Annotated in this window: 24 protein-coding genes, 1 tRNA gene and 7 pseudogenes; 13 read left to right on the forward strand and 19 right to left on the reverse strand. The window is 55.2% G+C overall.

Annotation, left to right across the window (positions count from 1 at the left end):
- Positions 1-17: 17 nt before the first annotated feature.
- The 7 genes from hisD (at position 18) to LH464_RS08905 (ending at position 3,721) form a co-directional block, all read left to right on the forward strand.
- On the forward strand, positions 18-1,316 hold the full coding sequence (gene hisD / locus LH464_RS08875; protein ID WP_226786022.1) for a histidinol dehydrogenase: 1,299 nt from the start codon (positions 18-20) through the stop codon (positions 1,314-1,316).
- A gap of 2 nt (positions 1,317-1,318) precedes the next feature.
- Positions 1,319-1,792: a UPF0262 family protein gene (locus tag LH464_RS08880; protein ID WP_226786023.1), complete on the forward strand. Its 474-nt coding sequence runs from the start codon at positions 1,319-1,321 to the stop codon at positions 1,790-1,792.
- A 5-nt stretch (positions 1,793-1,797) separates the two neighbouring features.
- Positions 1,798-2,277: an arsenate-mycothiol transferase ArsC gene (locus LH464_RS08885; RefSeq protein ID WP_226786024.1), complete on the forward strand. Its 480-nt coding sequence runs from the start codon at positions 1,798-1,800 to the stop codon at positions 2,275-2,277.
- Between the two features lie 127 nt (positions 2,278-2,404).
- The gene (infA, locus tag LH464_RS08890; protein WP_004435948.1) at positions 2,405-2,623 is read left to right on the forward strand and encodes a translation initiation factor IF-1; all 219 of its coding nucleotides are present in this window, start codon (positions 2,405-2,407) and stop codon (positions 2,621-2,623) included.
- A gap of 30 nt (positions 2,624-2,653) precedes the next feature.
- A complete protein-coding gene (locus tag LH464_RS08895; RefSeq protein WP_226786025.1) occupies positions 2,654-3,274 on the forward strand; it encodes a Maf-like protein in 621 nt (206 codons plus the stop codon).
- A gap of 2 nt (positions 3,275-3,276) precedes the next feature.
- Entirely contained in the window at positions 3,277-3,483 is a 207-nt protein-coding gene (gene yacG, locus LH464_RS08900) for a DNA gyrase inhibitor YacG (RefSeq protein WP_226786026.1), read from the forward strand.
- Positions 3,484-3,645: 162 nt separating this feature from the next.
- Positions 3,646-3,721: transfer RNA gene (locus LH464_RS08905), tRNA-Phe, on the forward strand.
- A 262-nt stretch (positions 3,722-3,983) separates the two neighbouring features.
- Here the strand turns inward: LH464_RS08905 and LH464_RS08910 are convergent.
- Together LH464_RS08910 and LH464_RS08915 are read right to left on the reverse strand one after the other, a co-directional pair.
- Complete coding sequence (locus LH464_RS08910; RefSeq protein WP_226786027.1) at positions 3,984-4,358, reverse strand: hypothetical protein; 375 nt, start codon at positions 4,356-4,358, stop codon at positions 3,984-3,986.
- 340 nt (positions 4,359-4,698) lie between these two features.
- The gene (locus LH464_RS08915) at positions 4,699-5,025 is read right to left on the reverse strand and encodes a hypothetical protein (protein WP_226786028.1); all 327 of its coding nucleotides are present in this window, start codon (positions 5,023-5,025) and stop codon (positions 4,699-4,701) included.
- A 396-nt stretch (positions 5,026-5,421) separates the two neighbouring features.
- On the opposite strand from LH464_RS08915, the gene LH464_RS08920 reads away from it, so the two are divergent.
- Positions 5,422-5,652, forward strand: coding sequence for a hypothetical protein (locus tag LH464_RS08920; RefSeq protein ID WP_226786029.1), 231 nt, complete (start codon positions 5,422-5,424; stop codon positions 5,650-5,652).
- Positions 5,653-5,736: 84 nt separating this feature from the next.
- On the opposite strand, the gene LH464_RS08925 is transcribed toward LH464_RS08920, so the two are convergent.
- Positions 5,737-6,246 carry a hypothetical protein gene (locus LH464_RS08925; protein ID WP_226786030.1) on the reverse strand — a complete coding sequence of 170 codons (510 nt, stop codon included), beginning with the start codon at positions 6,244-6,246 and terminating at the stop codon, positions 5,737-5,739.
- A 445-nt stretch (positions 6,247-6,691) separates the two neighbouring features.
- The gene (locus LH464_RS08930) at positions 6,692-7,630 is read right to left on the reverse strand and encodes a class I SAM-dependent methyltransferase (RefSeq protein WP_226786031.1); all 939 of its coding nucleotides are present in this window, start codon (positions 7,628-7,630) and stop codon (positions 6,692-6,694) included.
- A 498-nt stretch (positions 7,631-8,128) separates the two neighbouring features.
- Here LH464_RS08930 and LH464_RS08940 point away from each other — a divergent pair, with 498 nt between their 5' ends.
- Positions 8,129-8,338, forward strand: a complete 210-nt coding sequence (locus tag LH464_RS08940; protein WP_226786032.1) for a hypothetical protein — start codon at positions 8,129-8,131, stop codon at positions 8,336-8,338.
- Between the two features lie 55 nt (positions 8,339-8,393).
- Here LH464_RS08940 and LH464_RS08945 read toward each other — a convergent pair whose 3' ends face one another.
- From LH464_RS08945 to LH464_RS08985, 9 genes and pseudogenes are all read right to left on the reverse strand, one after another.
- Complete coding sequence (locus tag LH464_RS08945; protein ID WP_226786033.1) at positions 8,394-9,104, reverse strand: ABC transporter ATP-binding protein; 711 nt, start codon at positions 9,102-9,104, stop codon at positions 8,394-8,396.
- A 2-nt stretch (positions 9,105-9,106) separates the two neighbouring features.
- Positions 9,107-9,895 carry an ABC transporter permease gene (locus LH464_RS08950; protein ID WP_226786034.1) on the reverse strand — a complete coding sequence of 263 codons (789 nt, stop codon included), beginning with the start codon at positions 9,893-9,895 and terminating at the stop codon, positions 9,107-9,109.
- Positions 9,892-11,145 (reverse strand): glycosyltransferase, encoded by a 1,254-nt coding sequence (locus LH464_RS08955; protein WP_226786035.1) that lies wholly within the window; start codon positions 11,143-11,145, stop codon positions 9,892-9,894. The genes LH464_RS08950 and LH464_RS08955 overlap by 4 nt, the downstream gene beginning before the upstream one ends.
- Entirely contained in the window at positions 11,142-12,113 is a 972-nt protein-coding gene (locus tag LH464_RS08960) for an NAD-dependent epimerase/dehydratase family protein (protein WP_226786036.1), read from the reverse strand. Before LH464_RS08960 ends, LH464_RS08955 begins: the two co-directional genes overlap by 4 nt.
- Positions 12,103-13,194, reverse strand: coding sequence for a GDP-mannose 4,6-dehydratase (gene gmd, locus LH464_RS08965; RefSeq protein WP_226786037.1), 1,092 nt, complete (start codon positions 13,192-13,194; stop codon positions 12,103-12,105). The genes LH464_RS08960 and gmd overlap by 11 nt, the downstream gene beginning before the upstream one ends.
- A gap of 182 nt (positions 13,195-13,376) precedes the next feature.
- Positions 13,377-13,848, reverse strand: a pseudogene (cpsB, locus tag LH464_RS08970) (mannose-1-phosphate guanylyltransferase/mannose-6-phosphate isomerase); the annotation flags it as partial.
- 36 nt (positions 13,849-13,884) lie between these two features.
- Positions 13,885-14,975, reverse strand: a pseudogene (locus tag LH464_RS08975) (glycosyltransferase).
- Between the two features lie 70 nt (positions 14,976-15,045).
- Positions 15,046-16,473, reverse strand: a pseudogene (locus tag LH464_RS08980) (mannose-1-phosphate guanylyltransferase/mannose-6-phosphate isomerase).
- Positions 16,474-16,682: 209 nt separating this feature from the next.
- Complete coding sequence (locus LH464_RS08985; RefSeq protein ID WP_226786038.1) at positions 16,683-17,216, reverse strand: hypothetical protein; 534 nt, start codon at positions 17,214-17,216, stop codon at positions 16,683-16,685.
- Between the two features lie 688 nt (positions 17,217-17,904).
- Here LH464_RS08985 and LH464_RS24810 point away from each other — a divergent pair.
- Both LH464_RS24810 and LH464_RS24815 read left to right on the forward strand, forming a co-directional pair.
- Positions 17,905-18,009 (forward strand): annotated as a pseudogene (locus LH464_RS24810) (transposase); the annotation flags it as partial.
- Positions 18,010-18,125: 116 nt separating this feature from the next.
- Positions 18,126-18,381: pseudogene (locus LH464_RS24815) on the forward strand (integrase core domain-containing protein); the annotation flags it as partial.
- Between the two features lie 204 nt (positions 18,382-18,585).
- Here LH464_RS24815 and LH464_RS08995 read toward each other — a convergent pair.
- The 3 genes from LH464_RS08995 to LH464_RS09005 all read right to left on the reverse strand — a co-directional run bounded on the left by LH464_RS08995 (position 18,586) and on the right by LH464_RS09005 (position 20,976).
- A complete protein-coding gene (locus LH464_RS08995) occupies positions 18,586-19,560 on the reverse strand; it encodes an FkbM family methyltransferase (protein WP_226786039.1) in 975 nt (324 codons plus the stop codon).
- A 631-nt stretch (positions 19,561-20,191) separates the two neighbouring features.
- On the reverse strand, positions 20,192-20,560 hold the full coding sequence (locus LH464_RS09000; RefSeq protein WP_226786040.1) for a helix-turn-helix domain-containing protein: 369 nt from the start codon (positions 20,558-20,560) through the stop codon (positions 20,192-20,194).
- 146 nt (positions 20,561-20,706) lie between these two features.
- Positions 20,707-20,976, reverse strand: coding sequence for a helix-turn-helix domain-containing protein (locus LH464_RS09005; protein ID WP_226786041.1), 270 nt, complete (start codon positions 20,974-20,976; stop codon positions 20,707-20,709).
- A 119-nt stretch (positions 20,977-21,095) separates the two neighbouring features.
- Between LH464_RS09005 and LH464_RS09010 the strand changes: the two genes are divergently transcribed.
- On the forward strand, positions 21,096-22,004 hold the full coding sequence (locus LH464_RS09010; protein ID WP_226786042.1) for a LysR family transcriptional regulator: 909 nt from the start codon (positions 21,096-21,098) through the stop codon (positions 22,002-22,004).
- A gap of 522 nt (positions 22,005-22,526) precedes the next feature.
- Positions 22,527-22,679, forward strand: a complete 153-nt coding sequence (locus LH464_RS24820) for a transposase (protein ID WP_390624956.1) — start codon at positions 22,527-22,529, stop codon at positions 22,677-22,679.
- A gap of 497 nt (positions 22,680-23,176) precedes the next feature.
- On the opposite strand, the pseudogene LH464_RS09025 reads toward LH464_RS24820, so the two are convergent.
- The 3 genes and pseudogenes from LH464_RS09025 to LH464_RS09040 all read right to left on the reverse strand — a co-directional run.
- Positions 23,177-23,366, reverse strand: a pseudogene (locus tag LH464_RS09025) (IS3 family transposase); the annotation flags it as partial.
- 774 nt (positions 23,367-24,140) lie between these two features.
- Positions 24,141-24,795, reverse strand: a pseudogene (locus LH464_RS09035) (type IV secretory system conjugative DNA transfer family protein); the annotation flags it as partial.
- The gene (locus LH464_RS09040) at positions 24,762-25,094 is read right to left on the reverse strand and encodes a hypothetical protein (RefSeq protein WP_226786136.1); all 333 of its coding nucleotides are present in this window, start codon (positions 25,092-25,094) and stop codon (positions 24,762-24,764) included. The pseudogene LH464_RS09035 and the gene LH464_RS09040, both read right to left, overlap by 34 nt.
- Positions 25,095-25,103 lie beyond the last annotated feature (9 nt).

Raw genomic sequence — 25,103 nt, forward strand, 5'->3', positions numbered from 1 at the left:
TGAAGGGGAACTGTCGAGTGGCGATCTGGCTGGAACAGACATCGGGTGATTTCGAAGAGCGGTTTTCCGCCTTCCTGTCGACAAAGCGGGAGGTCTCCGATGATGTCAACGCCGTGGTTCGCGGGATCATCGATGATGTTCGCGCGCGCGGCGATGCGGCGCTGATCGACTATTCCGCCCGGTTCGACAAGGTCGACCTTGCGAAGGTGGGCCTTCGGGTTGCCGAGGCAGAGATCGACGCGGCGGTTGCCGCGACCGCCCCGGAGGTTCTCGACGCCCTCCGCCTGGCGGCCGAACGCATCGAGAAGCATCATGCCCGTCAGATGCCCAAGGACGATATCTACGAGGATGCGCTGGGTGTCGGGCTCGGCTCGCGATGGACCGCAATCGATGCGGTCGGCCTTTATGTGCCGGGCGGGACCGCAAGCTATCCGAGTTCGGTGCTGATGAATGCACTGCCTGCCAAGGTCGCGGGCGTGCCACGCATCGTCATGGTGGTGCCGGCGAGCGGCGGAGCGGTCAACCCGGCGGTTCTTGCCGCGGCGAAGATCGCCGGTGTCTCGGAGATCTACCGGGTCGGCGGAGCGCAGGCTGTTGCAGCGCTCGCCTATGGCACCGAGACGATTGCGCCGGTCGCCAAGATCGTCGGACCGGGGAATGCTTACGTTGCCGCCGCGAAGCGCCATGTCTTCGGCCAGGTCGGCATCGACATGATTGCCGGCCCTTCCGAAGTGCTGGTGATCGCCGACCGCGACAACGATCCCGACTGGATTGCTGCCGATCTTCTGGCCCAGGCCGAGCACGACGTGGGAGCCCAGTCCATCCTTGTCACGGATGATGCCGCCTTCGGCAAGGCGGTCGAGCAGGCCGTCGAGCGGCAATTGCGGACCTTGTCGCGAGCGGAAACAGCTGCCAGGAGCTGGGCCGACTTCGGCGCCATCATTCTGGTGCCCGAACTTGCTGCCGCGATCCCGCTGGCGAACCGTATCGCCGCCGAGCATCTCGAGCTTGCCGTGGCCGATCCGGATGCGCTCATGGTGCAAATCCGCAATGCGGGCGCCATCTTTATCGGCCGCTACACGCCCGAAGTGATCGGCGATTATGTCGGTGGTTCCAACCACGTCCTGCCGACTGCCCGCTCGGCGCGCTTCTCCTCCGGCCTCTCCGTGCTCGACTACGTCAAGCGGACGTCGATCCTGCGGTTGGGGCCTGATCAACTGGCTGCCCTTGCGCCGGCCGCAATTATCCTTGCGCATTCCGAAGGGCTCGATGCCCATGCCCGTTCCGTTGCCATACGGTTGAATAGCGGGGGCTGAGGATGACGAAGGGCGATCACCGGCTCTCCGACGTGGTCCTTGACGAATCCATCGGTCGTTCGACGCCGGATGTCGAACATGAGCGGGCCGTCGCCATCTTCGATCTCGTGGAGGAGAACTCCTTCGAACCGCTGGGCCATCCCGGCGGTCCCTACCACCTGAAGCTCTCTCTGGTGGATGCCAAGCTGGTTCTTACCATCACCACGGAGAGCGGGAGCGGCGTGGCGACCCATATCCTGTCGCTGACCCCGTTCCGCCGGATCATCAAGGACTACTTCATGATCTGCGAGAGCTATTACGAGGCGATACGCTCGGCGAGCCCGAGCCGGATAGAATCCATAGACATGGGACGGCGGGGCATCCACAACGAGGGATCGCAGACGCTGATGGACCGGCTGGAAGGCAAGGTCCAGATCGATTTCGATACGGCCAGGCGGCTGTTCACGCTTGTCTGCGTTCTCTACTGGCGCGGATGACGAATATGGTCGAACTTCCGGCCTCTCGGGAAAAGACGGGCAAGCCGGGCGCCATCCTCTTCATGTGTGGATGGAACGCCATCCGTTCACCGATGGCCGAGGTCATTGCGAAACGCCTCCTGCCACCCGATATCTATATCCAGTCCGCTGGCGTTCGTGCCGGCGAGCGGGATCCGTTCGTGGATGCGGTTCTGGGCGAGGTGGGGCTGTCGTTCGCAAAACACCATCCCCGCACGATGGAGGATCTCGAAGACGACTTCTTCGATCTGATCATCACGCTGACCCCGGAGGCGCACCACGCGGCACTGGAGCTTACCCGCTCACATGCGGTGACTGTGGTCTACTGGCCGACGATGGATCCGACGGCTGCGACGGGAACGCGCGAGCAGGTGCTCTCCGCCTATCGTGAAGTCCGGGAGCATCTGTGGAAGCGTATAGACGAGCATTTCGAAGGTATCAGGAGGCGCCCGGCGGAGACCGCCTGAAGCTACAAGCGGAATTGGAATTATGCGAGTTCACAAACCCGACATGATTGTGTAGTTTCCGCGCAAAATTGCGGGCAGGCCCTTTCGCCTGCCTCGAAAACCCAACCTACAGGAAGAACACCCTTAGATGGCTAAAGAAGAAGTCCTCGAATTTCCGGGCGTCGTCACCGAACTGTTGCCGAACGCAACCTTTCGCGTGAAGCTGGAAAACGAACACGAGATCATCGCACATACGGCTGGCCGCATGCGCAAGAACCGTATCCGCGTTCTGGCCGGCGACAAGGTCCTGGTGGAAATGACGCCATACGACCTGACCAAGGGCCGCATCACCTACCGCTTCAAGTGACGACCGAAACGCGGCAGAACGGCTGAGCTCATGGCGTCCGAACAAAAACTCATCCTCGCTTCCGGCTCGCCGCGTCGCCTCGATCTGCTCAACCAGGCGGGCATGCAACCGGCGCGTCTGATGCCGATGGATATCGACGAGACGCCAAAGAGATCGGAACACCCCAGGTCGCTCGCACGGCGGCTCTCGACCGAGAAGGCCGAGGCGGCATTTGCGCTGCTGAAGGGCGATCTCGCCTGGCGTCACAGCTATGTCCTTTCGGCCGACACGGTCGTTGCGGTTGGGCGGCGGATACTCGAGAAGACCGAGTACACCGACGAAGCCTCGTCGGCCCTGCATCTTCTCTCCGGTCGCGGGCACTGGGTCTATACCGGCATCTGTCTTGTGACGCCGGGTGGCCAGTTCCGGCAGAAGGTGGTCGAGACGAAAGTGCGCTTCAAGCGCCTGTCGTCCCGCGAGATAGACAACTACATCGCGTCCGGCCAATGGCGCGGCAAGGCCGGCGCCTACGCGATACAGGGCATTGCCGGCAGCTTCGTCCAGAAGATGTCCGGTTCCTACACCAATGTCGTCGGCCTGCCGCTGTACGAGACCCTGTCGCTGCTTTCCGGCGAGGGCTTCGACGTCCAGGCTGCGTGGCCGGAGGGCTGACCATGGCATCACCCATCAAGCCCGGCGGCAAGGTCGAGCCGCTTCGCAAGGCGAGGCCTTGCCCGGAATGCAGCAAGCCTTCCCAGCGCGAGCATTATCCCTTCTGCTCCGATCGATGCCGCACGCTCGATCTGTCGCGCTGGCTGAAGGGTTCCTATGCGATTCCTGTTTCGGACGACGAGTCCAAGCCGGAACATGGCGAAGACTAAAGTTGAGGCCCTGTTTTTGCGGGGCAATTTCTAAATATCGGGAACGGGTGAAAAAAGTCGTTTTCGGTGCTGGACATGGCCGAACAAGATGTTATAACCCCGCTCGCTCCGGGGGAGATACCCCCCGCCGGCTTCAGCCGGAAGGCTTCATGAAGCCTAGATGCCCGGATAGCTCAGTTGGTAGAGCAGCGGATTGAAAATCCGCGTGTCGGTGGTTCAAATCCGCCTCCGGGCACCATTCCTAACGGCTTGGTTCCGTTCGTTAATCTCCTTTTTCTTACCTTAGCGCTCAATGCGTTTCTGGACGCTGGTTGTTTTCCGTCTGTTCACTTCGGCCTCAAGGTCGCCCATGGTTTCGGCCATCTTCTGGACAGGTCCGCCCGCCGTGAATAGTGTTTTGCGATGGCCTCGGTCTTCTGGCCGAGCATCTGTGCGATGGTGCATAGTCCTTGCCCACTCCGCCTGGATTGTTCCGACCGGATGCTGTAGACCCTTAAGCGTCAGGTCAGGCTGGATCTGCCTTCCTTCTCGAGCTTCAACTTGATGGGGCGCCAGGACGCACGGAAGCCCGAACCGGTCCAAGGCTTGCCGTGGCTGTTGGCGCAAAGCGCGAGCGTGGTTGCTGGATGCATCGGCTCTTGCGCAATCACCTCTAGGACGGGCTTCGGCAACGGCACCCAAACCGGAACGCCGGTCTTGCCTCGGCGCGTGTCCAGTTTGCCGCCGGAGACGGCCGTGCGCGGCAGTTCAAGCGCATCCTGAGGGTCAAGCCCGCAATGCATCATCAACGGCACAGGAATGCGTATGTGAGGCGGAAGCGCCCGCCACGGCATCGCGTTCGAAGTCCAGCCAAGGACGATTCGCTTCCGGTGCATCGGTCGCCTTGCGCACGCGCTTGCCGTCGTGCTCCACTAGGCCATAGACATCTATCCCGGCCGCCGTCAGGCTCCTGCATTGAACAACGGCAAGCATCCCTCCCATGACGTGATCCACGCACTCCCCCACTTCGAAACTGTACACGCCGCTGCTTGATGGCGGCGGCGCGAAAGCGGGAACGCATGGTCTGGCATCGGCATAGTGGGTTGAGATAAAGTACACGGCTGCCCCTCCGATTGTCTAGCAATGTTAGTTGTTGCCTGGCGCGCGCCGCCCCGCCCCGGTGCTGAAACGCTCGCGGAAGTCGACTAGGATCCAGTAAATTCGCCTATAACAGCCTCAACATCTTCCAGGATGCCATTTATGACGAGGCCAATCCGTCTGACGGCGCGTCAGCTTCGGCGCGGTTGCGGCCAACGGAACATAGGGCGGGATCGTGTTCCCCTCATGCTCCCATTCTGCGACTTCCTGGCGATGCAGGTTGCTCATATCGTCGGGAACGGTCATATCCGCGCCATCTGCCGCAACGCGGATAGCTCCGCTCTCAGTGTACCCAAGAATGTCCATCTCAAAGCTCCGCGTCTGCTGCCCAAAAGTCAGGAACACGCCCGTGCCGGTTTCGCTGGCCGACCTGTTTTCCACGAAGCCCTCTGTCCCTTCCGTCATTGATCCTGCCGCGGCAGAGAAGTTCGTGGCGGTAGCGCTCCGGCCCGCTATCGCGGGTGTTACCCTTTTGGGAACGCTGAACCTATAGTACGTGCCCCCAGAGGTAACATTGCCGCTGAAAACGACCCGCCCAAGAGTTCCGACATCGCCCCTCTCATAGTAACGCCGGCAAAGAGCTGATTCCTGCTGGATATGCCGCCGCGCCGATGCATCGGCCTCAGCGGTGGCATCACCCTCCACGACAGAAACGTCAGCAATATTAATCAGTGCCGTTGGATTCGGCGAAGTATGCAACCGCCTGAACACCAGCCACAGGCGTCGTCGTTGGTGCCGAATGACTTCCCGTCCGTACTCGGCAGATCGAAGGTGACGAAGAACTGTTTAGGGGCGCCGGTAATGGAGAAGGTTACAGCTGAAGTGTTGACTGGGGCATCGGGGGAACGGCGCGATGTCGGTCATTCAGGCGGCCGGGCGGCGAGGAGGCGCCTTAGCTGGTTCCTAGCTTGCGCGGATGCCGAACCGAAAGCCAAAATGCTGGTCGCGGTCGATCTGACTAACAAGATGGCACGCACCGCCTGGGCACTGATTGCCGGCGGCGGTGCTTACGCAATCCCGGAAAGAGGTTGAAGTCTCGCCGGGTGGGGAGCGGCAGATCTGATCGGAGGTCATGGTAAAAAAATCGGAACAGAACCGGAGCGGCAAAACCAGTTGTTAACGGAGCCACACCGAGCGCGATCCGCCGATTTGGACCCGATCCACGAACTCGCCATGAGGGCCCGCGGTGTGAATGGCCGCATCGTGAGCCGGATACACGTAGAAACTTGACCGCTCCTTCCCTTCGACAAAGATCAGAAAATGCTTGCTAACCCGGGGACGTCCATACACGTTGACATAAGCGTGCGCAGATAGGGCTCGAACTCGCTGCCTTCGGCGGGCGATGTCACAAACGGGGTGGATGGCTATCAACTCGACCCCAGCACGGGCAGCGACATGGTCTTCCGACGTCTCCCAGTAGGTCTGGTACGCCATTATTCTGACCTTCTCGATGATCCTGAATCCGTACCGTGCCCGGACTTTTGCCCATTGCGTGTCATAAGCGAAGCACAGTGGTAGCCCCAGACTGTAGCGCGCGAACGCGTCCTCCAGCGAGAACCCTTCCGCAGCCTTGGCCGCTGCGAAGTCAACAAAGCCGTCCTCCAGCGCGCGGAGTTGTTTCCTCACTTCATCCCGCAGTGCGACCTCGTCCCGCGCAGTCGGAGACCGTTGAAGAGCCGAAAGAGCATCAATTCGAATTCGAATTCGAGGACGGGTGTCGGTCCGGTGACTGTTTCCGGCTCCGTCGAAGGCGAGGGGACAGGTTTCCGGGCCATCACGCGCTCCTCTTGATCGGGGCGTAGTAAGCGCGCTGTCGAGCACGACCCAGCGTCCGTCGACCCGCTCCCACGGCTATTCCGGACGTATTCCGACGTACCCCTTCCGTTGCAGGACTTCGCGGAGCTCTTCATAGACGTGTCCCTCGTCTGGCAAGTCGGCGAGGCGTCATCTCATGAGCAGGACATCCCACAATCGAAGGATTCGACGCATTCCTGCCGCATCAGAAACAGGATGCCATATTTTCCCTCGATGATATCCGGTTCGGTTGCGTACGTTGTCCTCCCGGCTGCCCTCAAAGACGCCCCAAAAGACGTCTTACCGCTCCGAGGACGCGCGAATGTCGCGATGCAGCCAGTGCGTTATACTGCTCTTCCTTGGCCCGAAGAAGCGCAGCGCATTCGTGAAATGCCATTCTGGCGTGGGCGAGATCAGTTTGTGTCGTTTCAGAGATTCTCAAGTCCTGTGGAGGAAATACAGATGGTTCTCCTAATTTAATTAAGTCGACAGTAAATTCCCACATGGCCGTCTCCTGTATTTCTACTTTGACGTTCATTAGGCCAAGCGATACGATCTGATCGAACGCTTCTTTAAAGGTATCTGCCGTCCAGACAGTACAGTGAACGTCGATATATTGGCGCTCATTATGAACGAACTGCGCGGTCGACAGAGCGTCGGCAAGCGAATAGTGCCTACGTGTATATATGGAAACACCATTTTCATCGAACGTGTTGTTACCGTCATCATCCAGGCAATCAGCCATGAAGTCAAAAACTTGGAATGGTGTTGGGACAGATGGATTATCAAGCCAGTTGGCCACCAGTTGAGCAACGGACGTCCTTGCCCGGAAGTGATCGTTGCTCCTCTCCGCGTTTGGCAGAACGAGCCTGAGGACAGCGCCAACTTTCAGTACCGCTAATATGTCGTTCAGCCAGCCAACTGTATTCGGGACGTGTTCCATCACGTGACTGGCAATTGCGAAGTCGTACAGCAGCCCCTCCGGCGAGGTTTCTTTAAGTGGACGTCCCGGCTTCCAAACATAGTCTATCGTTGGAATCTCTTTATTTAATGCACCTGGATTCTCGGCTGCCTTAGCCAGTATTTCATCGTTTGAGATATAGTCTGTGTAGTGCACATTATACTTATGACGAGGGAGAGCGGGATTGAAGTATGGTGCGATCTCAAGACCAAGTCCAACGGTTCTAAAATTCTTTACTCGGGCGGGGTTTTCCATCGCAGATCCCATTTGAAACTTTCGCATGTTTTATAGCTGAGCGTTACCCGCGGCAACTTAAGGCCATCAGCCAAAACAATATTTTGCACAACAGGCGCGCAGAACGCAATAGAAAGCACGTTCGGAACAGACCCCAAGTGCAGGCAGGGGTAACTCCGAGAACAGCCGGAAGCGTCGCCAAAATATAACCATGTTTGTAAGCGCTCATTTCCGTGCGCCTCTTGCCGCATGAAGAGTCCACTTAAAATAGGTGGCACCAAATGTGGAGAGCAGAAACTGAGCGTACGGTTGGTGGGGCGTGATGCGCGGCGCCGCTGTGATCCGGGATCAAAGGAGCGGCTTGTTGCGGCATGCCTTCAGTCTGGGGTGTCGAAATCCGGCCTTTCGCTCGCGCATGGATCAATGCCAACCTGCTGCGCCAATGGGTCAAGGATGCTAGGTTCTGTTGACAAAGTCAGCAGTGAGCATGCGATAAGATCACTCCTGACGGAGAATTATATGTCCTCACGTGATCGAGAAATACGACTTGGACTTAGTGTGCAACGCGCCTTGCTTGGAGCTGTACCTTCGACGCTGGCCGCCGTAACGTGTGGCTGGAGTGGCGACGAGATTGTCCTCGAATTCTTGGTCGATCCCAATTTCGGCGATGATGACCGCGAACGCATGGAGGTAGTCGCGTCCGAGGTCATTTTGGATTTTGGCTATTAGGACGTTTGTGAAGGGCGCATACATTGCAGATGCGATCAAGATTGCCTGATAGGCATCATAAGATGGCCTCCACTAGCTTGCCATGTGACAGCACAAACCTCCTATTGCAGAAGCGCTTTATCAACTCCTCAGAGTGAGACGCAAAAACGAATATTTTGGCCTCGCTAATCATCTCCTCCATTCGCTTTTGTGCACGCAACTGAAAGGCGACATCCCCCGTCCCAAACATCTCATCAATTAAGAGTATTTCTGGCTTTACAGAGGTACTTACTGCAAACATCAGGCGCATCTTCATGCCGGACGAATAAGTATGGACTGGAAGTTCGAGAAACGCTCCGAGCTCAGTGAATTCACCAATAGATTCTATACGAGAATCCATTTCACTGTAATTTGCGCCCAACAGCATACCCATCCGGTATATATTTTCATAGCCTGACAGCTCATCGTCGAGACCCGCACCTATCTCAATAATTGTAGTCACGCGGCCCGAACGACAAATATTACCTGATATTGGATTATAGATTCCGGCCATGGCGCGCAACAGAGTTGTTTTTCCAGCACCGTTATGCCCTGTGATGCCTACAGCATCCCCGTCTTTCAGTTCAAAAGAAACATCGTCGAGCGCTTGCACCGTGATGACACCGGATGCTCTCTTAGAAACTTTCCCACCTGTTCCTAGCTGTACGATCTTGCTGCGTAAAGACATACTCTGGGCATTGTATATCGGATACTGGAGCGACACGTTTTCAAAAATTAGTGAGGTCATAGCTATACCCAGAACGCAATTCTGTTATATTTTTTGCCAAGAAAAATCACCGTTAGCGCCGTACCAAAAATCAACGATACCATTGAGACGACATAAACATATAACGATGGCGTCAAACCTTCGATTGGATCGCGAATTAATGTAATTAGATAGGTTAACGGATTCATCCAAGCAATATATTCGCTCATTGCTAGTTGACTTGGGCGGTAAATCACTGGCGTCAGAAAAAACATTAGCGGCATAAAAGATGTTATCAATGGACCCACATCCCTATACCTGGCGCTAATTAATGAAATTAACGCCGATATCCAGAAAAGGTTACCGACAACCAAGACAATCCCAGGGATTATTAAAATTTGTGAGAAGTTGATACTTGGAGGGAATATCAGCAATACAGCCACCACAACCAATAGGTTGTGGGCAAAATTGATCATCTGCCGCAGCAACAATTGCAGCGGAAAAAACAAGAAGGGCGTTTTGATATTTTTGATCAATCGCGCATTCTGAACCATGATCGATGGTGCTTCCATTATGCATCCAGAGATCAGCTGCCAGATAACCAGCCCAATACAAAGAGACGGAATAAATACCGATTTTTCTACATTTAATAGTTGGCTCCACAAAAAACCCAATCCTGCGACGCCGATTGCCGTCCCTATCACCAACCAAAAGGGCCCCAAAAAGCTTCTTCGATATCTTGCCTTAGTGTCTCCCCATGCAAAGAAAAACGATAGCGGCAACGCTTTGATTGTGTCAGTAAAGTCTCTAAGGCCTTTGGAAAAAACAATCATGTTCGTTGCGTTGCTTTAATGGCGGCCTGATTTGGCATCTGCTCTACCATAGCTATTTCTTCGATATAGACGGCCGCTTGCGTTGCTAGCGAATAGTGCGAAACCACGTTGCCGCCCACCGGCGGTTCTCGACGCATTAACATCTCAGTCTTTGACGCCATCTCAAGGAAGTTCCCGATATCGAAGCGCAGATAGTTATTGTACGGTATTAACTTAAATAGCTCATCAAAGGCGAACGAGGATGAACACAGGGTCCGACGGCACGCATCCAGACAAATCGAGGCGATGCCGGATCCGTCTTGGCCATTCTCATAGTAAGGAAGCCAGGCTATATCGATACCAGCTGCCATCTGCAAAAAATCGTCATCGTTGAGTTCACCCATGAAAAACACTCGATCTTTCAGGATCTTGTCTTTCGAGACAGTAGTGATCAGTTCATTCAAGTAGACATCCATTTTCCCGTCCGACTTTAGTGTCTGGGGGTGCTGGCGACCAAAGATAAGAAGCTTGTAATTTTTGGGCAGAAATCGCATGGCTTTCAGAGCATCAGTGTGCCCTTTGTATGCACTTATATAGCCAAACATCCCGACTAATTTATCTGTCGCCTCAAGGGAAAGTTGTTCCCGAACCCGCTGCAGTACACTCGTATCCGGTTGAAAATCGGTCGGCACGATTTTGAGCGGATGCACGCTTACATTTCCGTAATCGAACAATTGCTCAATCTGACGAGCTGCACGATTTGTATGCACGATGATTCTTGCTTGGTTCGCGATCGCATTTTTCAGCATCGCGCGATTGATCCTAATATGGACGTTCTTAAACTTGGACCCAATCAGTTCCTTCAGGCCGGATTTTATCTTGAATGAAGCAATTTGCTTCAGAGCCGCACGTGTGCCTGCAGATGTTGCTTCCATCAAACGCGGAGAATGGAACGTGATCGTGGTATTTCGGTTGGCTTGAAATAGTTTCTTGGTGCGGTTTATGATGTCTCCTGGCATAGTCCCGTAAAGACCAGCCTCGAGCTGAATATTAACAAGATCATACTCACGCAGTTGCTCTGCGAGAGCTGCAATATGCACGTCTGCTTTTTTTCTTATCAGGGGGTTGCTGGATTGAAGCAGCTTCAAATCCAGTTCCAAAACATCTACTTCTGCACCTGTGGCATTCTCGATTGAATCATGAAGGACTTTTGTGAATGCTGCATTCCCACAGCTATCAGAGTAACTTGAAACGATGGCTAGTTTATTCATGTGCGAGCGCCTGTGTGATGATTTTCATACCAAGAGAAAGTGCGTCTCAAGCCTTCCTCTATACCGATCTGAGGCTTGAAGCCTAGAGAGACCAGCTTTGCATTATCCACAACCCTTACCGGTATCCCGACTGGTTTGTTTACATCATAAACGACGTCCTGAATCCCTGCGGCCGACGCAACGACTTCAGTGATACGCCGTATAGTCACCCCTACGCCGCTTGAAATATTAGTAATCTCGTTTGTTGGCGCTTTCAGGCAAATCAGGACCGCTCTTGCCGCATCCGCTGCGTGCAGAAAATCGCGTTGCGCAGAACCATCCCCCCAGACCGTCAATGGTTCACCCCTCTTGCGGGCATCAAATGCTTTTTTGATTAGTGATGGGATGACGTGCCCACCATCGACATCAAACTTATCTCCCTCTCCATAGAGGTTCGTGAACACGCCGTAAGAAAATTTGCACACGCCCTCGTCACCGAGAACTTTTAGATAACTATAGGCATGGCGTTTCGCCATTGCGTATCCAAATTCGCCACCGTGGGGCAAGCCTTCAAAAAACTGATCTTCCATCAGTGGGATTTTTTTGTAGGGGAAAGGATACGACGCTACCGTCCCGGCAAAAAATACACGCGAAGGTCTGACGCGACTAATTGCGAAGCAGACGTTATGGTTGATCGCCGAGTTCTCGAATACCGCGCGATGCTGATTGCCCATATTTCCGGCAAGTCCAAATACGGTTGCCGCCAAATGAATGACTACATCGGGACGATTAGCTTCAAAATACGCACTCGTCATATCGGAATTGGCCAAGTCCAATTCCGCTCGACCAGGGGCTAGTATCTGTACTCCCGCAACTTGAGCAAGTTGTGCGAGTACGGCAGATCCCAGTACCCCACCGCCTCCAGTAACAAGGCACTTCATCCCTCCCAGATGCAGCCCGTCGAAACCATTCTGCAGATCAGTACTCATGTCGACTATTAAACTTGAAACCGCTGGCCCTTACGAGATTATCCCGCTGGGCGGACGCGAGGTCTTCACGCATCATTTCTTCGACGAGTTCGTTGAAAGTGATTTTAGGCGTCCAACCTAGCTTTTCCCTTGCCTTGGTCGCGTCACCAAGCAACGTCTCGACTTCTGCCGGACGGAAGTATCTCGGGTCTACAGAAACGATCCGCTTACCCGTAGCGACATCGTACCCCTTTTCGTCCACACCAAATCCCTCCCAGCGGATATCGATACCGACGTCCTTGGCAGCGATATTCACGAAGTCTCGCACCGAGTACTGGACACCTGTCGCGATTACAAAATCTTCAGGTTGCTCTTGTTGCAACATCATCCATTGCATCTCAACGTAGTCTTTGGCGTGTCCCCAATCCCTCAATGAATCAAGGTTTCCGAGAAACAACTCTTTTTGTGTTCCCAACTTGATGCGCGCCAACGCCCTTGTGATTTTTCGCGTTACGAATGTCTCGCCGCGGACAGGCGATTCATGATTGAACAAAATTCCGTTACACGCGTAGATGCCGTATGCCTCGCGGTAATTAACTGTAATCCAGTACGCATACAGCTTAGCTACAGCATATGGAGACCGCGGATAAAACGGAGTCGTCTCGCGCTGAGGGATTTCCTGAACAAGGCCGTAAAGCTCAGAGGTTGAGGCCTGATAAAAGCGTGTTTTATTAGACAAACCTAGAATTCGAATGGCTTCAAGAATTCTAAGCGCGCCTAAACCATCGGAGTTTGCTGTATATTCGGGCTCCTCGAAGGACACAGCAACATGGCTCTGGGCAGCAAGATTATAAATCTCGTCTGGCTGAACCAGCTGAATTATCCGGAGAAGACTGGATGAGTCTGTTAGATCGCCATGATGCAGTGTCAGATCGACGCCGCTTTCGTGGGGATCGTGATACAAGTGGTCAATTCGATCGGTATTGAAGAGCGACGTGCGTCTTTTTATACCGTGAACAGAATAGCCTTTTTCCAACAGCAGTTCCGCCAAGTACGAGCCATCCTGCCCGGTAATTCCTGTGATAAGCGCAGTTTTTTTCACCGCAAAACTCCATTAACTTTTTAGCGCGCAGATTCGCATGAGGCAAAATACGGTTGCAACTCTCTCCGTAATTGAGACCATTTTCTAGGTTTTAGTTCGCCATAAGTCCACACCTTTCGCCATTGATCACCGGTAGGATCTAGCGGGACTTGTCGATGTTCACCTGTAGGCAGCCAATCGGCCTATCCGCGAGCAAATTCGTCGGGAACGCCAACGATGTCGTTTTCGCCGGAGATAGGTCTGGACCTCGATCATTTCCAGCATGATCTTGCCGGGGTTGTATAGGCGATGAAGGTCTCTCTGGGGAATGTAGACCGATTAGTTTTCACGAACGAAGGGGACCTTGTCGCCGACGGTCACTTCTTCCGTGCCTTTGCGTTCCGAACAATGGAAATGTTTCTGCAGCGACAGCTTCTTGCCAAGCAGCATGAAAAGCCGCTTGACCTGGAAACGGTCTTTGTTGAGCAGCGGGGTGTAACCTCCCTAAGAAGATTGATGTCGGATGGGTTTTCGTCAGCCTCGATGTCGCTTTGCTTTGACCAGGTACTTCACCAGCTTGCCGACTTCCTGCGCTTCGTCGAGGCGACCGACATAAACCGCATCCTCGCTGGCAATAACCACAACGTCCTTCAAACCCTGTAGCCGAACATGCAAGGGGAATCATCCGCACCGATATTATTTGGCAGCACATCATGAAAGCTTTCGGTACAACACCGAATATCTCTCGCCCATGGACTTTGAGGTCAGCATATCGACGTAGTGCTGTCTTGCAGAGGTCGGATAGTCTTCAACCTCGGCTGTCTTCTCCAACATTCGCATCATCGCGCCAGCCAGCGCCCTAGCGTTCTGCGGTGGCACGACGATCCCCGTTTGCCCGTCCTTGTTGACGAAGCTCGTGCCTGTGCCGATCTCGCACGTGATCATCGGCTTGCCGAACATCGCCGCTTCCACCAGAGATAGACCGTAGGCTTCCGATCGCAGACGCGGAGGAAAACGATGGCCGTGCAGAGTTCGAGCAACGAAGCCTTGGCGAGATCATTCACGGCACCGAGGAAATGCACGTTGCTCAAACCAGCGCGGGTGCCCTGAGCCTTCAATTCGCTCCCCATCGGCCCCTCGCCGGCAATTAGAATATCGGAATCGAAATCCTTTGCTGCCTCGATCAGCGTGTGCAGGCCTTTATAATAACGCAGCACGCCGACAAACAGGAAGAACGGCTTTGGAAAGGAGTGCGCCAACTGGCCTTCAACTCTTCCGAAGCACGGGGATAATCGTCTTCGTGGAGGCCGATCGGGATGACCCCAGTCTTGACCCGATAGCGCTGCAGTACTTCGCTGCTCTCCAGATAATTCGGCGAGTTCGCGATGATGCGATCGGCGTCTTCGAGGAAACGATGCATCAGCGGTTTGTAGAGCCGCAGAAGCAGCTTCTGTTTAACGATATCGGAATGGTAGATGACAACACTCTGCTTCCCGGCGGATGCAGCACATGCAGCAGTTCCATGAACGGCCAGGGAAAATGGTGGTGGACGACATCGGCGCTAGCGCTCAGAGCCTTGAATTTGGCAATGACGTCCAACGAGAAACCGGTGGAGGCAGATTCAAAATCGAGTTTGGCCTTGCGCGCCATATGCCCGTCGAACTCGACCGTATTGGCGGCGGGATCGCGGCTGAGCGACAGTACCCATACCTCAAAGATCCCTTTGCGATGGCATGGATCGTTCGCTCCACGCCGCCGAACGAATCCGGATAGTAGGTCTTGAAGACATGAAGGACGCGCATTTCAGGGTCTCGAATGCATTGCAGGCTGCGGTGCCACGATCCATGGCGCCGCACCGGAACCGTTGCGAGCTTATCCCCGTCCGAATTCGTCGGAGACGCGAACGATATCGTCCTCGCCGAGATAAGAGCCGGACTGGACTTCGATCATTTCCAGTATGATCTTGCCGGGGTTGTATAGGCGGTGCAGCTCGCCCTGAGGAATATAGACGGACTCGTTTTCGCGCACGAAAGTGACCTTGTCGCCGACAGTCACTTCCGCTGTTCCCTTGACGCAGATCCAGTGTTCAGAGCGGTGGAAATGTTTCTGCAGCGAGAGCTTTTTGCCAGGCAGCACGAACAGACGCTTTACCTGGAAACGGTCACCGTTGAACAGCGAGGTATAACCGCCCCAGGGACGATAAGAGGTCGGGTGGGTTTCAGTCAGGCTCGATGTCGCTTTTGCTTTGGCCAAATACTTCACCAGTTTGCCGACTTCCTGTGCCTCGTCGAGGCGGCCGACATAAACTGCGTCTTCGCTGGCGATAACCGCGACGTCCTTCAGTCATTGCACGGCAAGATGCGAGGCGCGCGACAGAACCAGAGAGTTTTCGGTGTTCATGACCGTGGCATGCCCGATGACGACATTACCATTCTCATCCTTTTCGCCGAGCTTCCACACCGCATCCCAGCTGCCAAGATCCGACCATGCGAAAGAAGACGTAACGACCGCGGCGTTCGTGGTTTTTTCCATGACGGCATAGTCGATCGAGATATCCGGGCTTGCAGCGAAGCTCGGCTCGTCGAGACGCACGAAGTCGAGATCGACAGCGGCCTTGTCGACGGCAGCACCTGCTGCCTCGTGCACGGATGGCGCAAAGGATTCAAGTTCGCTTAGGAACAGATCGGCGCGACACATGAAGACGCCGGAATTCCAGAAGAACCCGCCGGCGGCGAGCATATGCTCGGCAGCGGCAGGCAGCGGCTTTTCGACAAACCGCTTGACCTTGTGGGCACCGGTTGAAAGCGGCTCACCCTGCTCGATGTAACCGTAACCGGTGGCCGGTTCCGTCGGTTCAATGCCAAAAGTGACGATCTTGCCTGCGGCAGCGGTCTGACGCGCCGTTGCGATCGCATCGCTCCAATCCTTGCCGGCATCGATCTCGTGATCGGAGGCAAGAAGCAGAAGAACGGCATCTTCACCAAAGGTCTGCTTCAGGTGGAAAGCGGCAGCGGCGATGGCGGCAGCCGTATTGCGTGCCACCGGCTCAAGAATGATGGCAGACAGATCAACACCGACTTCGCGGGCCTGTTCTGCTACAGTGAAGCGAAAGTCTTGGTTGGTGATAACGACCGGCGCTTCATAGAGAGCGCTGTCTGCGACGCGCTCCAGGGTTTCCTGGAACAGCGTCTTTTCGTCGACCACTTGGATGAACTGTTTTGGTGCGCTGGCACGCGACAGAGGCCACAATCGCGTGCCTTTGCCGCCGGCCATGATAACGGGAATGATCTTCTGGGTCATAATATATCTCCGGTGGTCGGACGGATCGTGTTGTAGTGGGGCAACAGAAAATAGGCAATCAACTCAATGCGTTTCAGCCCATTGACGCACAAGAGATAGGCCTTTTCCAATCCGCAATGACGCCGCAGTCTCGTTTTCGCCTCCACATAACACTGCATTTCCGGCGCATTCCCGGAAGGGCGCAGGTGTGACGGAGCGATCAACAAGCGTTATCCGCCGGCCGTCGATGTCGCTGACCGAACCGACGTCACCGAGCGTTGAAGGAAGGCAACAAGATTTTCAGGCGATTCCCGCAGATGCGCCATCAAGGCTGCACTTTTTTCCACTGCAAAATTCTCCAGCCGGTCAGCAGCGGCGATGATAGGCAAGCCAAAATCCTCAGCGGTGACGGAGAGCGGCTTGCCGTGTTCTTTGGCAAGAGACAGTGTCGCCAGAACAGGCAGAAAACTGTCGCGCGTGGGAAGGGCGGCCAGCTTGGCGGAATTGGCGACGGAGAACGCCGATTGTGTCAGGACGCTGCCATTGGCGTAGAACACACCCGTTTCGTCGGCTTCTGTCGCCTGGTTCATACCTTCGATGACAAACGGAGAACCGACCTTGGTGCGCGTGACGCTATACGTGCCGGCCGCCTCGATACCGGAATTTGAGTGGGGTGGAGAGGCGGTAGTCTCCGGCAACGTAGATGCGATCGCCCGGCTTTGCGAAGTCGGCATCCAGTAGGTGTGTTGCAAAAGCGGTCGCATACAAAGCTGATACGTGACCCGGGAGATCCGTTACCAGGCCGCGGAGCCCGCTGGTGCCAAATTTCGTGAATGCTCCTAAAATCTTGTGGGTGTTCGTATTTTCGAAGATGTGCAGTTTGGAACTCGCAGCTCGGCTGCGACCCTCACTACGATAACTCCCATTTCTCATATGATGCGGTACGCTTGTCAAACGAGACTTGTCAGAGCACAGGCATAACAACCGCCAAATGTGAACAACTGGGCGTATTGCGATGACGATTGTTCATTGGCGCGCGCAACTTTCCATCTCCGTTGGCTACTCGCGCAGGAACCGAAACCCGCAAGCGCAACTCTCTGGAGGCGAGGAATGCCGTCATGCCGCTTTATATCAAAAATACCGAGGTCGACAGGCTAACATACGTCTCGTGCGCCTAGTAAGTTGACGAGTGAGTGTGGAAACAAGGCGGGTGTCGTTGAGGAGGACAAAGTCCCCGCTATTGACCAGTTCGCCGCCGAGTGAGACGGAGGCACACGCGTCGGCAGAATATTTGCAATATCCAGGCACTTCCAACGGGCAAGTGAGCAATGCGCTCTCGATACGGGGCGAGCGCAGAGCAACCCCAGCAGGTGATCTGAACCCTTCAAACTGGACCATTTTTGGCTACAGTTTTTCGGTGTATTTTCCTAGCTAGGAAAGGACGGAAAGACGATGAAGGCATCGCAGTTTTCGGACGCGCAAAAGGCGTTCATTCTCAAGCAGGGTGATGAAGGTGTCTCTGTTGCGGAGATCTGCCGGAAGGCAGGGATCAGCCAGGCGGCCTTTCTAACTGCAACAAAAAATATGCGGGATGAAGCGGCTGAAGCAACTCGAGGACGAGAATTTACGCTTGAAGACGATCGTCGCGGATCTGACGCTTGTGCTCGAACGCCGGCTATCCGAAGACGGCCCGTGTCGACCAAGGGACGGAGTTCCTGTCGCGCGATTTGGACCTCTGGCCTATTCGAAGGGCTTTACATTGGACTTCTCACGCCCTGGCAAGTCAACCAATAACGCTTTATCGAAGCGTTCAACGGCCGCTTCCGTGCCGAATGTCTGAACCAGCATTGGTTCCTGACCCTTGCGGATGCCCGCGAAAAGATGGAGGATTGGCGTAGATGCTACAACGAAGAACGACCACATGGTGCCGATGTCGTTGATAAATTCGGGAAGCGCAACCAGTTTGCTCCCCTGAAAAGACCGGAAAACTCCAGCTTCTCCCGGTCCAACGTTTGGGAGCGTTTCAAAAACCGTCGAGGCTCTAATCGCAGCCGGATGAAAATTCAGGGGCAGGTCACTCTAAAAGACCCATACCGCAGAAAACAAAAGTGTGAACACTTTATCTCAATGCGTCTAGTGGAGAATTGCGCTCCGGCTTAACACCAAATCGCCCCGCAATGAAGGAGTTTCTTCCCACGTAACCTCCTTCAACGGTTGACGCCAAAGTGCCAAGTACGGGGTGAAGCCTTCTGATTGGAAAAACTCGATCATCTGTGCCATCGAGTCATAACCAATCGTTTTTTCTACGAGAGGCGGGTCCCACTCAATAATCAACTTTATGTCTTTGTTTTCCTTAATCAAGGATTGAGCGCCACGGATCACCAAGGCCTCATAACCCTCAACGTCGATCTTGATGGCGTCGATGCGCTGACCGGAGAACGACTTGTCCAGCGTTGTTGTTTGGACTTCGATAACCTCAACGCTGCTGTCCGTTTCATTGAATTGATCGAGTCTCGATTGAGGCACAGTAAATCCGGACATCGCGGAGTGCGACCGAAAGTTCGAAAAACTTTGGATACCTTCGGCATCGGAAACTGCCATCTGATGTGGAGTAATTATGCCTCCCATTCCGTTGACGTCGATGTTCAGTTTCAGAGTCTTGAACATTTGAGGCAGTGGCTCATACGTGAAAACCTTGCCGCTCTCGCCAACGATTGATCCGGCAAATAGGGTGTGCAAACCGACGTTCCCGCCGACGTCGATAAAAACCGACCCTGGCTTAAGGATTTGCATCATCACGTCTCTCACGTGATCTTCCCAATGCCCATGTTCCATAACATGCAGGCTGATGTGATGATCGCTTGCGTCGAGAAAGAAACGATGTCCATCACTGGTGTGAATATAGAAATGTGTCGCATCGGGCGTGATTACTAAGGGGGTCGCTTTTGGAGTTAACGGGTACGAAGGAATAGAGTTCTTCACAATATTCGGAAATGCCTGGATGATATTGCGAGTCACTTGATCCGATACGCGGCTCGTTACTCTAAGGGTGACCTGATCCGCGACGTAATTGAGAGCATATTTGGCACGCGTTCTAAAGAAACCCATCTGCTCATCCCCGTTAGTGGTTGCACCGGCGTTCTATATGGCGGGCTTCCAAATGTGAAGGTGGGTGAATTTAAATAGTGTTGATCAATCCGTGCTTTCGGGAATGTCGCCGTTGGTGATTGATTCCAGAACGGCATCCAGTTGTACTGCTGCATTTGAAGGCATTCTAAGCCGCGACGCGATCTTCGCTTTCGGTGACAAGGCTTACAAAGACCGCTGGCTTGCAAGGAACTTCCAACGGGACAGAGCCGCCGCCGTTGGATTGTGTTGCCATTTGAGCCATTAGATCCTGATACGGCCGGGTGACTGCCAGTTTTCGCATAAGAGGGATACATTTGGTGCACAGGCGCTTGTTTGGAGGTTTTCGGCGACGAAAAAACGCAATCCAGTCGAGGCTTCCGTCGTCTGGCGGCCAGTACCCAGGCAAGTCATAGCCGAACCTGCCGCTTTTCACCGTTCGGGAGCTGGTCCTCTCAAGTGACGGCAGGCCGTGACGCTGCAACCAGACTCACCACAGCTCGATCTGCTTACATCCACGAATACGAGTGGGATGGCTCTGCACGGTTGTGCGTCTGCTGGGCGTCCGTCGATAACCGGTTCGTGCCGCGACAAACTTCGGTCCCTTGGTCGATTATTCGGGGACCTCATTTGCGTGTCTGAGGCCGCCTTTGCTGGTCCGAGTAGCTGCAAGAGCTTCGATCATTGTAAGCAATGTGCGAAGTTCGTTTGAGCTTAATGCCTTTAGAGCAGCGGATATCCGTTCTTGAAACAACTCCTCGGTCGTACCCGCCCTCCCGGCCAACCCTGCCCCAACCAATTCATCTATTGTCACGTCAAGCGTCGAAGCGATCCTGACGAGGGTTTGGAGATCAGGCTCTCTAAGCCCGCTGACATAATTTCCATATCGTCGTTCGGTCAAGCCACTACGACGAGCTACCTCCGCGTGGGTTATCCCAAGTTGCTCTGCGCGCCGTCGAAGATTCGTTGCAAAAGGCTCCATACCACAATTTGTTCATGACAAACCCAACGGGTCTATGTACAATATGAGCCCAGCAATAGGAACGTTTCGTGGTGCTGTGATGCGAGTACACTTCCCCGCAAACAGGCTGCAGGCAGGAGATAATGTGCGCCAAGCTGCGGCCACCCTTACCGAGAGAATTTGGGTTTTCGACCAGGGGACAAGGGAGCAGGTGGAGCCTCTTCCTCAGTGGGGATTGCGAGGAGGTCTGAGACATCAGCTGACAGCGCTGCTGCCAAGCGATCAAGAAGATCAATGGAGGCGTTGTGTTTCGACCGCTCGATATCGCTAATGACAGTGCGATCGACACCGGCATCCACAGCCAAGTGTTCTTGGGTGACGCTCTGCGCCGATCGGAGGCGTCTCAGATTCCAGGCAATTCGGGCGCGAGTGTCCATAGGTTATGGCCACCATCTTGCCCAGCGTTAATCCATCGGATATATCCGACATAATGGCTCATTTTGTTGCGTGCGTCTCTATCTCGATGACCCGGTTCACTTCTAGCGGAGGAACAACCATGGAACTACGCCAGCTTTCATACTTCGTCGCAGTGGCTGAGGAGCTGCATTTCGGCCGGGCAGCGATCCGGCTGTGTATCGCTCAGCCGGCGCTGAGCACGCACGTGCAGTCGCTGGAGAAGCATCTTGGGGTGCAGCTGTTCCATCGCACGACGCGGCGGGTGGAGCTGACGAGGGCAGGGGAGGTCTTTTATGATCGCTGCATCCGGATCCTCGGCGACATCAACCTGTCGACGGAGCTGGCGCGGTCCGCCGATGGCAAGGGCTCGCGGGAGATCAGGATCGGCACGATCTATCCGGCCACGATCGGCGTGCTGCCGCCCTTCCTGTCACGCATCGCCCGAAAATGTCCCGACATGCGCATGCATATCGCCAGCGGCAATACCAGCGACATCATCCGCAGCATCGAGAGCGGTCAGCTCAACCTGGGCTTCATCCGGCCGGTGGAGAACATCGGTTCGCTGCGGTTCTTCTCGATCTCGCATGAGCGCTATCTCCTGGCTGTACCGAAGGACAGTCCGCTGGCTGCGATGGAGGATATCGGCATCGAGGATCTGCGCGATCAGAAGATCATCTCGTTTTCCCGCTCCAACCTGTCGTACACGGAGCGCTATTTCGCGGAGAAGTTCGACGAACATGATCTGCTCGGCAATGTCACCTACTCCTGTGACGACACCTTCTCGCTCGTGTCGCTGGTTTCAGCCGGGCTCGGTGTCGGCTTTGCACCGGAATGGACGCGTGATCTTCCCAACCGGAATTTCGAGCTGAAGAAGGTGAGGGGCGTCGACTTCAAGATCGGGCTCGGTGTCGCCTGGAACAAGGAAGACCCGACGGCTGGCCGCGATGACATCATCGATATTGCCCGGTCGCTGGCACGGCCGGCAGGAAAGATTTTACGCGCGGCCTGATGTGCAGAGGTGATGTGGTGGACGGCCTTATCCTCTGAGTTCTGTGTCAAAGTGTGGTCGTTTAAAACACTCACATGAGGAGAACCGTCCATGGAAACGATTGCGACGATAGGCCTTGATTTGGCGAAGAACGTCTTTCAGAAGCTATTACGCGTCCGACGATGCGTTTTGTTGCGACTAAATCCAGGATCAACAGGCCGTTCTGATGCTTCATAAGGTCCGGGACCTGTTGGTTCGGCAGCAAACGATGCTCATCAGTGCCTTGCGGGCACACCTTGCCGAATTTAGTACCGTAGCGGCGCGTGTTCCTGGGGGTGTCACGACGGTGCTCGACGCCTTGCGCGGGATGCAGGATGATCTCCCCCGTGCGGCGTCCCAAGCATTGAACGGCCTAGCGGACTAGTTGCACAGCAAAGGGCTGAGATCGATAAAATCGAAATCGAGATCAAAGATCTGGCACCGCAATGCACAAGACAGCGTCTTGAGACAATCCTAGGTACTGGATCTATAACTGCCAGCGCGATTGTTGCGGCTCTCCCCGATGCAACACTCTTGAAGTCATCGCGCCAATTTGCCGCGTGGCTTGGTTTGACGCCAAAATCTCATAGCAGCGGCGGGAGGGAGCGGCTCTCGGGATCAGCAAACAGGGCGATGGCTAGATCCGGGGGCTCCTGATGCTTGGGGCGACCGCGGTCACCCGATTTACCCGCCAAGGGCACGGTGTCAAAGTTTGGGCATCCAAGTTGCTCGAACGCAAACCGGCAAGGCTGGTAACGGAGGCGCTGGCCAACAAAATGGCCCGCATCGTTTGGGCATTGTTGAGTCGAAATGAATCCTAAGTGGCGGCTGTTGCGTAAAAACCACTGCCGAACACGCTTTCTTGCAGTGGCTTGCATGAAGACTGAGTATTGATGACGAACCGGTCCAACCGGGGATTGGAAGAACCCTTCCGAGCCAAGCGCCTTGTGCGCGTAGAGGTGATTGGGATCCATTCCGCGGACTTCATCAAGGCCCGCGGCCATATGTGCGGCGCACATATGGAGGCCGGACACATGGCTGGGCCCGACCGCGCCAAAACTTTCCTTTTTCCACTTGCAAAACCGGAACCGTCCACACATGGCTCGTTTGTCTAAGCAGTTCCGGGCGTTTCTCTACGTGGATTTCCGCCTCGATTATGCCGCCGCCATCATCGACGTGAGCGCGTTGAAGTAAGCCGCATCCGGCGTTTGCCGGTTAGGGATGTGCGCGTCGTCCGTTGTAAAAGGTCAGATATCGGCCCATGCCGACGCGGGCCTCGGACACGGTTTTGTAGGCGTGGAGATAGATCTAGTCGTATTTGATGGATCGCCAGAGCCGCTTGAGGAGCCGGACCAAAGCAACCACTATTGGCGCGCCGCTGCCCCTGTTGTGGCGGAAGGATGAGCATCCTCGGCACCTGGAAGCAGTATCGACCAACCTGCCGGCCAGATGGAACGGCATTTCATGATCATATCAGGCACAGTATCATTGGCAGCGACCAGCGTCGGTATGCCGAAGGACCGTGAGGGCATTGCTTTGGCCCAACGTGCCAGCGCGATAGGAAACGCAACAGCATAGCGCCAAACAACCCGCGCCTTCGCTCAATTAGGCTTCAATGAGGTCCGATCCGTGAATGCCGCATGCCCGGCGCCCGGACCTCACAGAACGCTCCAGACTCGCAGTGTCACCCCACGTTTGATCCATCGATCACAGGACCTGCTCTAGCGGGGATGACCGGCGGCTGAGACTGCTGAAGAACGGAGACGGATATGGGGGCACGGCGCTTCTTCACCTGCACGTTTTTCGAAAGTCCAACGGAAGGCGGCTTTCGCCAGTCCTTCGAATAGCCATCGAGACATTGGCCCAGGCTTGAGGGCCACCCGTTCCAAACTAAACGTGGGATCACTCAGGAGTGCGAGCAGGTCCTTCGGGTGAGACACCACCTTATTCCCCGGCAGGTCGTTCGATCGAACTTCTCGACGCTGCAACTGGCGACTGGATTTCTTGGCCGCTACCTCGAGCGAATCAAGATCCTCCGGCACTTGTCGCAATTTTTTGCCGAGAGAGCGGATGTCGCTGGGTGACGGTGACCGTCACCTGCAGCTATCTTGACTACGCCTAGTCGTAGAACCCGCGAATCTCGCTGTCGGAATAGTAGGCAAGCTTACTCGCCATGATCGGTCGGCGACCGGCTAGAAACGAGAGCTAGTGGTCTTGGGGGAAATTGCGAACTTCATCCGGCGTCAGCAGCGGCCTCCCGGTGTGCTGTTGGCTGAACGAGATCGATGACCGGTCTGCGTCGAGCGCCCGCCCATGTTCTGAAACACCACCGTTTCTTGCCTCAGCAGATCCGAAACTAGCCGCGCGCTCTCGTGCTCGTTGACGCCAAGACTTGCAAGACGCCGGCCTTGGAAAGGAACGTCCCCGCTCGTCTGCCGTAGGTTGCGCGCAGCTGGTGAATATCCTGCAGGATAGACCAGAGTTGGAAGCCGTAGCCAGCCATCAATCCCATCGCTTGCTCGATCGGAGCGAGGTGACCAAGTTGTGCTGCCGACATCACGCCTGCAGCCTCACGGTCGCCGTGCCGAGGCGCCGTTTGGCCGAACGGGCGATCAGCCACTGGCGTCGGCATTTTCCTGCATCCGTGCCAGCAGTCTTGCAAACCGCTCGGGCGCAGCGTCAGGGAGTCCCGCAACGTCGCGAGGCTTCTTCGGTGCGGCGGTTCATCGGCAACGATCATCAGCAACAGGCCGGCAATGAGAGCTTTGGCTTGTCCCCAAAATGAAGGATCAGAGGCGCGGTGACGAGGCGGAACGCGAGCACCGCCGCAAACAGCAACACCAGATTACCCGTCAGAAGCCTGGCAAGATCACTGTCGCCAAGTCCTGTGGCATTGAGCACATAGTGGTTGAGCAACCCGAGCGCGAAGGTACCGATGGCCAGAAAAACAAAACCTTTGAACACCATCTTACCAGCGAGGTACGGCGCAGTGACGAGGGTGGTAATCGCCCAAACAAGATCACGGCGGACGGCACGCAGCAGGTTCTTCGGAGCCCTCAGGATCAGTCCCATCTGAAGCAT

The sequence above is a fragment of the Pseudorhizobium xiangyangii genome, from assembly GCF_020531965.1.
Lineage (GTDB): Bacteria > Pseudomonadota > Alphaproteobacteria > Rhizobiales > Rhizobiaceae > Neorhizobium > Neorhizobium xiangyangii.

Excerpts from the sequence above, each read along its gene's own strand:
- LH464_RS08880 (WP_226786023.1), top strand. The coding sequence starts at position 1,319 with ATGACGAAGGGCGATCACCGGCTCTCCGACGTGGTCCTTGACGAATCC.
- LH464_RS08885 (WP_226786024.1), top strand. The coding sequence starts at position 1,798 with ATGGTCGAACTTCCGGCCTCTCGGGAAAAGACGGGCAAGCCGGGCGCC.
- infA (WP_004435948.1), top strand. The coding sequence starts at position 2,405 with ATGGCTAAAGAAGAAGTCCTCGAATTTCCGGGCGTCGTCACCGAACTG.
- LH464_RS08895 (WP_226786025.1), top strand. The coding sequence starts at position 2,654 with ATGGCGTCCGAACAAAAACTCATCCTCGCTTCCGGCTCGCCGCGTCGC.
- yacG (WP_226786026.1), top strand. The coding sequence starts at position 3,277 with ATGGCATCACCCATCAAGCCCGGCGGCAAGGTCGAGCCGCTTCGCAAG.
- LH464_RS08910 (WP_226786027.1), bottom strand. The coding sequence starts at position 4,358 with ATGCACCGGAAGCGAATCGTCCTTGGCTGGACTTCGAACGCGATGCCG.
- LH464_RS08915 (WP_226786028.1), bottom strand. The coding sequence starts at position 5,025 with ATGACGGAAGGGACAGAGGGCTTCGTGGAAAACAGGTCGGCCAGCGAA.
- LH464_RS08920 (WP_226786029.1), top strand. The coding sequence starts at position 5,422 with ATGGAGAAGGTTACAGCTGAAGTGTTGACTGGGGCATCGGGGGAACGG.
- LH464_RS08930 (WP_226786031.1), bottom strand. The coding sequence starts at position 7,630 with ATGGAAAACCCCGCCCGAGTAAAGAATTTTAGAACCGTTGGACTTGGT.
- LH464_RS08940 (WP_226786032.1), top strand. The coding sequence starts at position 8,129 with ATGTCCTCACGTGATCGAGAAATACGACTTGGACTTAGTGTGCAACGC.
- LH464_RS08945 (WP_226786033.1), bottom strand. The coding sequence starts at position 9,104 with ATGACCTCACTAATTTTTGAAAACGTGTCGCTCCAGTATCCGATATAC.
- LH464_RS08950 (WP_226786034.1), bottom strand. The coding sequence starts at position 9,895 with ATGATTGTTTTTTCCAAAGGCCTTAGAGACTTTACTGACACAATCAAA.
- LH464_RS08955 (WP_226786035.1), bottom strand. The coding sequence starts at position 11,145 with ATGAATAAACTAGCCATCGTTTCAAGTTACTCTGATAGCTGTGGGAAT.
- LH464_RS08960 (WP_226786036.1), bottom strand. The coding sequence starts at position 12,113 with ATGAGTACTGATCTGCAGAATGGTTTCGACGGGCTGCATCTGGGAGGG.
- LH464_RS08985 (WP_226786038.1), bottom strand. The coding sequence starts at position 17,216 with ATGCGACCGCTTTTGCAACACACCTACTGGATGCCGACTTCGCAAAGC.
- LH464_RS08995 (WP_226786039.1), bottom strand. The coding sequence starts at position 19,560 with ATGGGTTTCTTTAGAACGCGTGCCAAATATGCTCTCAATTACGTCGCG.
- LH464_RS09000 (WP_226786040.1), bottom strand. The coding sequence starts at position 20,560 with ATGGAGCCTTTTGCAACGAATCTTCGACGGCGCGCAGAGCAACTTGGG.
- LH464_RS09005 (WP_226786041.1), bottom strand. The coding sequence starts at position 20,976 with ATGGACACTCGCGCCCGAATTGCCTGGAATCTGAGACGCCTCCGATCG.
- LH464_RS09010 (WP_226786042.1), top strand. The coding sequence starts at position 21,096 with ATGGAACTACGCCAGCTTTCATACTTCGTCGCAGTGGCTGAGGAGCTG.
- LH464_RS09040 (WP_226786136.1), bottom strand. The coding sequence starts at position 25,094 with ATGGGACTGATCCTGAGGGCTCCGAAGAACCTGCTGCGTGCCGTCCGC.